The following is a 5,775-nucleotide window of genomic DNA, read 5'->3' on the forward strand; positions in this document are numbered from 1 at the left end:
AAAGGTGAAGAGCATCTCTGTACTTTATGCCGTATTGATTTGCCCAAAGTAAAAATGTCTAAGGTTGGGAATTATTATCTTGCTTCAAGGTTTTACGGGAAAATAGACTTAAGGTATACCTTGGCTTATATGAAATTTGTAAAAGGTGGGGTTTCTCAGCAAATCATTCATCAATTGAAATATAAAAACAGACAAGAGGTTGGAGAAGTATTAGGAAACTGGTTTGCTCAAGAATTATTAGAAAAAGGATTTGAAGGACAATTTGATTTAGTGATTCCAGTTCCTTTGTCTGCTAAAAAACTTAAAAAAAGAGGTTATAATCAAAGTGTTGGATTTGCTCGGGTATTGGCCAGTCGTTTACATTCCGAATGTTCTTTGGAGGTATTGGAAAGAGTGAAAGATAGCTCCAGTCAGACCATTAAAAGTCGATTGGAGCGATGGAATAATGTGAGTGAAGTTTTCCAACTAAGGGATGGGGTAGAACTTTTTGATAGGAATGTACTTCTGGTAGATGATGTTTTGACTACGGGATCCACTTTAGAAGCTTGTGCCTTGCGATTAATTGAGCATGGCTGTAAATCCTTAAGTATAGCTGTTATGGCTTGTGCTGATTAAAAAAAGGATCATTTCTAAGCGAGAAATGATCCTTTTCTTTAAAAATTTAAGCACATTGAATTAATGATTAGATCCAGCTCTAATCATGGCACATCTAAATCCAATGGTAGCTGTAGATGAATCTTGTTCCAAGTATCTTCTTGTTCCTGGCGAAAGCCAATATGCTACATCTGCCCATGAACCACCTTTGTATACTCTTACAGAATTGTCGATAAGAGAGTTATATCCTTCCTTGTCATAATCGGAAGCCTGGTCAAAGGTTTCACTATTACGAACTGGGTTTAAATCATTTACATCCATACTAGAAAGTGGACGATAAATATCCTGCACCCATTCGTTAACATTACCTGCCATATTATAAAGGCCAAAATCATTTGGAGGATATTCGTATACATAATCTGTAATCATAGCCCCATCGTTCAGGTTACCTGCAATACCTGCGTAATCCCCTCTTCCTCTTTTAAAGTTAGCCAGGAAATATCCCATCTTTTTGCCATAAGGGTTTCTTAAGGCATGACCATCCCAAGGATATAATCGTTGGTGAGTTTGGTTTTCATCATTCCATTGGGTACCAATCAGTCCCATGGCAGCATACTCCCATTCTGCTTCTGTTGGTAAGCGAAATTCCGGTAGTACTGCTCCTGTTTCCAGTGGAATACTTTCTCCTGTTTCAGCAGCATATTCTTCAAGACCGGCTTCTTCCGCCAATTTCTGGTTTACAATTTTAGTTCTCCATTTGGAATAATCATTTGCCTGCACCCAGCTTACTCCTACAACAGGATAGAATCTAAAACCTGGATATCTTAAATAGTTATCTACATAAGAATCATTAAAGGCTAAATCATTGGCCCAAACGGTGGTATCTGGTAATGCATATTCATAAAACTCTCTGGATGAATCTCTTTTGACATAAAATAAATATTCAAGATAAGCGGTATTGGTAGTCTCGGTTTCATCCATATAGAAAGAGGAAACAGTAACCGTTCGTTTCATATTATCATGAAAACCCATTACATCTTCTTCCAAAGAACCTAAAGTGCTTCTACCCCCTTCAATGAACACCATATTGGGAATATCGGGCATACCTGAATAATCATTGACTTGAAAACCATCTTCGGTGTTATATTCCAGTCCTGTAGTTTTACTCATTGGACCAGGATTTACCGCTGTGGGATGTTTTTTGGAGCAAGAAGCGAGTATTGCTAAGGAGCAGACCAAGACAGTCGTGCCTTTAATAAAGCTCACAATTTTATTCATAGCCTGTTAAGATTTAAAGTATAAAATGCTTTTGGTTAATAGTATTTCAAAGCCGGACACACGTAAGCGATTACGAAGTTAACACACACAATTCAGCTCTAAAATTATAAATTTAATTCAAAGAAAAACCAAAATATACAGCAATAATTTGGTATATAATTTAATGAATAAATTTAATTTGTGTTTTGATTGTAAATAATTGTATTATTTAAACGAAATACAATAACGTTGTAGTATTTTGTGATAAAGAGAAATATTAAAACTAATTCATATTGTAATCAAAGATAATAATATTTTTTTAAAGAAAATGAAAGCGTTGCCCTTAAAAACCCCTGTAAAATTGTTTTGTTTAAAGCATTTCGGTTAAAGTTTGTAAAGCTTGTTGAACAGAGGTAATTTGTTCTATCTTTAAAAGAAGACGTTTGGGGTATTCTTTTATCTTGCACTTTTTTGGTCGGTTTTGGATATAATTTAGAATTCTTCCAAAAATTTCGGATTTGTAGAAAATTTCATTTTCCGATGATGGAAAATAACCTTTTAGGGATTCATTTTTTAGAACAAGTTTTTCAAAACCCAATTTTTCGGCAATCCACCTCAAGCGTACAGTTTCGATTAAATCCTGTACGGTATCAGGCATGGGACCAAAACGATCCTTTAATCCCTCACAAAACTCTTTAAGCTGTTCTTCTCCTTCTAAATTGTCTAGTTTTGAATACAGACTTAATCTTTCGGCTGTATTATTTACATATTCTTCCGGGATTAAAAGCTCTAGGTCAGTTTCAATGGTGCAATCTTGTACAAAGGGTTTTGGTTTTCCATTTGTTTTTAATTCCTCCTCAAACAAATCCTTAAATTCTGTTTCCTTCAGTTCTTGTACCGCTTCATCTAGGATCTTATGATACATATCGAAACCAATATCAGTAATAAAGCCACTTTGTTCACCCCCCAAAAGGTTACCTGCTCCACGAATATCAAGGTCTCTCATGGCTACTTTAAAACCACTGCCCAGTTCGGAAAATTCTTCCAAGGTGCTGAGCCTTTTGCGGGCGTCGGAAGTTAAAGAAGATGTTGGGGGAGATAGCAAATGGCAGAATGCTTTTTTATTGGACCTTCCCACTCTTCCTCTCATTTGGTGTAGGTCAGAAAGGCCAAACATATGTGCCTTATTTATAATGATGGTATTTGCATTAGGAATATCTAAACCCGATTCTATGATATTAGTAGAAACAAGCACATCAAAATCACCATTAATGAAACCTAGCATTGTTTTTTCTAACTTTGTCCCGTCCATTTGTCCATGAGCCACTCCCACCTTTGCATCAGGAACCAATCTTAATATGATGTTAGCTACTTGTTCGATGTCGCTGACATGGTTATGAACGAAAAATACCTGTCCTCCCCTTTTTAATTCGTAGTCGATGGCATCTCTGATAATTTCCTCACTGAAAGCATGAATTTCTGTGGTTACTGGTTGACGGTTTGGAGGAGGAGTCGCAATAATACTTAAATCTCTGGCTCCCATCAGAGAAAAATGAAGTGTTCTTGGGATAGGAGTTGCCGTTAATGTTAGGGAATCTACATTAATCCGAATTTCTTTCAAACGTTCCTTTACCTTCACTCCAAATTTCTGTTCCTCATCAATAATCATCAAACCAAGATCTTTAAAATCTACATCTTTATTGACGATTCTATGAGTACCAATTAGAATATCCGTAAAGCCGTCCTTAATATTTTTAAGACTTTCTTTGATGGCTTTTGTGGATTTGAAACGATTAATATACTCTATCTGAACTGGGAAGTCCTTTAACCGTTCACTAAACGTATGAAAATGCTGCATGGCTAAAATGGTAGTTGGGACCAGTACAGCTACTTGTTTTCCATCATTTACCGCTTTAAACGCTGCTCGAATAGCTACTTCTGTTTTTCCAAAACCCACATCTCCGCATACCAGTCGGTCCATAGGGTGTGCTAATTCCATATCCGCTTTAACATCTGTGGTGGCTGCAGCTTGGTCTGGAGTGTCCTCGTAAATAAAGGAAGACTCTAATTCAGTTTGCATTACACCATCCTTTTCAAAGGCAAAACCAGGAGCATTTTTTCTTTTGGCATATAGACGAATGAGATCTTTAGCAATGTCTTTTACCTTACTCTTTACCCGTTTCTTTTTGTTTTCCCATTCGTGAGTACCCAGTTTACTAATGGTAGGAGGCCCCCCTTCTTTTCCGCTATATTTGGAAACCTTATGTAAGGAATGTACACTTACATAGAGCAGGTCATTGTCTCTGTAAATAAGACGCATGGCTTCTTGTTCTTTCCCAGCAACTTCCATTTTTTCCAAACCTGCAAAACGACCTACTCCGTAATCCACATGGACGACATAATCCCCAGGGCTAAGTGTACGAAGTTCTTTTAAAGTTAAGGCTTTTGACTTCGAATAAGTGGTTTTGGTTTTATATCGATGATAGCGATCAAAGATTTGATGATCGGTGTAGCAAGCGATTTTAAGCAGTGGGTCAATGAAGCCTTCTCTTAAGCTGATATTTAGGTCCTGAAATTTAATAAAGGGGTCAATCTCTTCCAGAATATTTTTCAGGCGGTCCAACTGTTTTGGCTGTTCGGCGACAATGATATTGGTAAATCCTTTTTCCTGATTCTGGCTTAAGTTATTGGCCAGTAATTCAAAATTTTTGTTAAAAGATGGTTGAGCAAAGGACTCTAATTGAAAAGAGGCTTTTTCAGTAAAATAGAAACGGTTTCCAAATTCTATCGTGGTATGATTTTGTAAAGTTTTGCTTATGCTTTCTCTATTTTCAAATAGGTCAGAAGGTTGATGAAGAGAAGTGGTATCTTTATTTTTCTCGAGAATATCCTTAAAATTTATTTCCGCCTTTTGAAAGTGTTTTTCAATTATATCCAGTGTTTGTCCGTAATCTTTAATCCAAATTTTAGTGTCTTTGGGTAGAAAGTTTAAAAATCCCTCTCTCCTTTCTTCTAATAATCGAGTTTGTACATTTGGAATAATATTGACCTGGTCCAGTTGCTCAGTGGATAATTGTGAAATAGGATCAAAGGTTCTAATACTTTCAATTTCGTTTCCAAATAATTCTATTCGAAAAGGCAATTCACCTGCGTAGGAAAATACATCTACAATTCCTCCTCTAACAGCAAATTGTCCTGCCTCATAGACAAATTCAGTAGGTTCAAAATCATAAGAAATAAGGATTTCATATAGAAACTCTGTATCCAGTTCATCTCCTCTCTTTACAAGCAAAGTATTTTTTACCAGTGATTTTTTGTTAATGACCTTTTCAGTGAGGGCTTCAGGATAAGTGACTATTAATTCTCCTTTTGGGCTGAGGTTATTAATTCGATTTAGAATTTCTGCCCGCATTAAAATATTGGCATTTTCAGTTTTTTCAAACTGGTATGGTTTTTTGTAAGAAGAGGGAAACAATAATACCTCCTTTTTATCCTCCAGCAGATTTTGAAGATCGGTATGAAAATAGGCTGCTTCTTCCTTATCATGTAAAACAAATAATTGGGTCTGTTGATTGATTTGGTATATGGCTGCTGCTAGGATGGCATCCATACTTCCTTTGAGACCTTTTAACTGAAGGTGAAGGTTGTTATTTGTACCATTTTTTTGAGCGATTGTCTGGACCAGTCCTTCTGACTGATAAAGATTTAGAAAGTCGGAAATCTTCAAGGTCTAAAAATTTTAAAAAAATTAGATGAAATTATTAAATCTAATTTAAATAATTGGCGGTACCTGTTTTTTCAATAAACAGTATTCTCCGGAAAAGTATTGTTTTTATTTTTTGGAACCCATTCACGAAATATACTCGTTGCTGAGTGGAAAAATTGATAAAGAGCAAAAATAGTAGCTTTTACCATTTGGTAGAA

3 protein-coding genes are annotated in these 5,775 nt (G+C 36.0%); 1 reads left to right on the forward strand and 2 read right to left on the reverse strand.

Going from position 1 to position 5,775, the window contains the following annotated elements:
* A partial coding sequence (locus tag E1171_RS08890) for a ComF family protein (RefSeq protein ID WP_222931454.1) occupies window positions 1-615 on the forward strand: 615 nt, incomplete at its 5' end.
* A gap of 60 nt (window positions 616-675) precedes the next feature.
* On the opposite strand, the gene gldJ is transcribed toward E1171_RS08890, so the two are convergent.
* Both gldJ and mfd read right to left on the reverse strand, forming a co-directional pair.
* A complete protein-coding gene (gene gldJ / locus E1171_RS08895; protein ID WP_155205657.1) occupies window positions 676-1,872 on the reverse strand; it encodes a gliding motility lipoprotein GldJ in 1,197 nt (398 codons plus the stop codon).
* 349 nt (window positions 1,873-2,221) lie between these two features.
* Entirely contained in the window at window positions 2,222-5,578 is a 3,357-nt protein-coding gene (gene mfd / locus E1171_RS08900; protein ID WP_155205658.1) for a transcription-repair coupling factor, read from the reverse strand.
* Window positions 5,579-5,775: the final 197 nt, after the last annotated feature.

The sequence above is a fragment of the Xanthovirga aplysinae genome, assembly GCF_009711365.1.
In the GTDB taxonomy this organism is placed as follows: Bacteria; Bacteroidota; Bacteroidia; order Cytophagales; family Cyclobacteriaceae; genus Xanthovirga; species Xanthovirga aplysinae.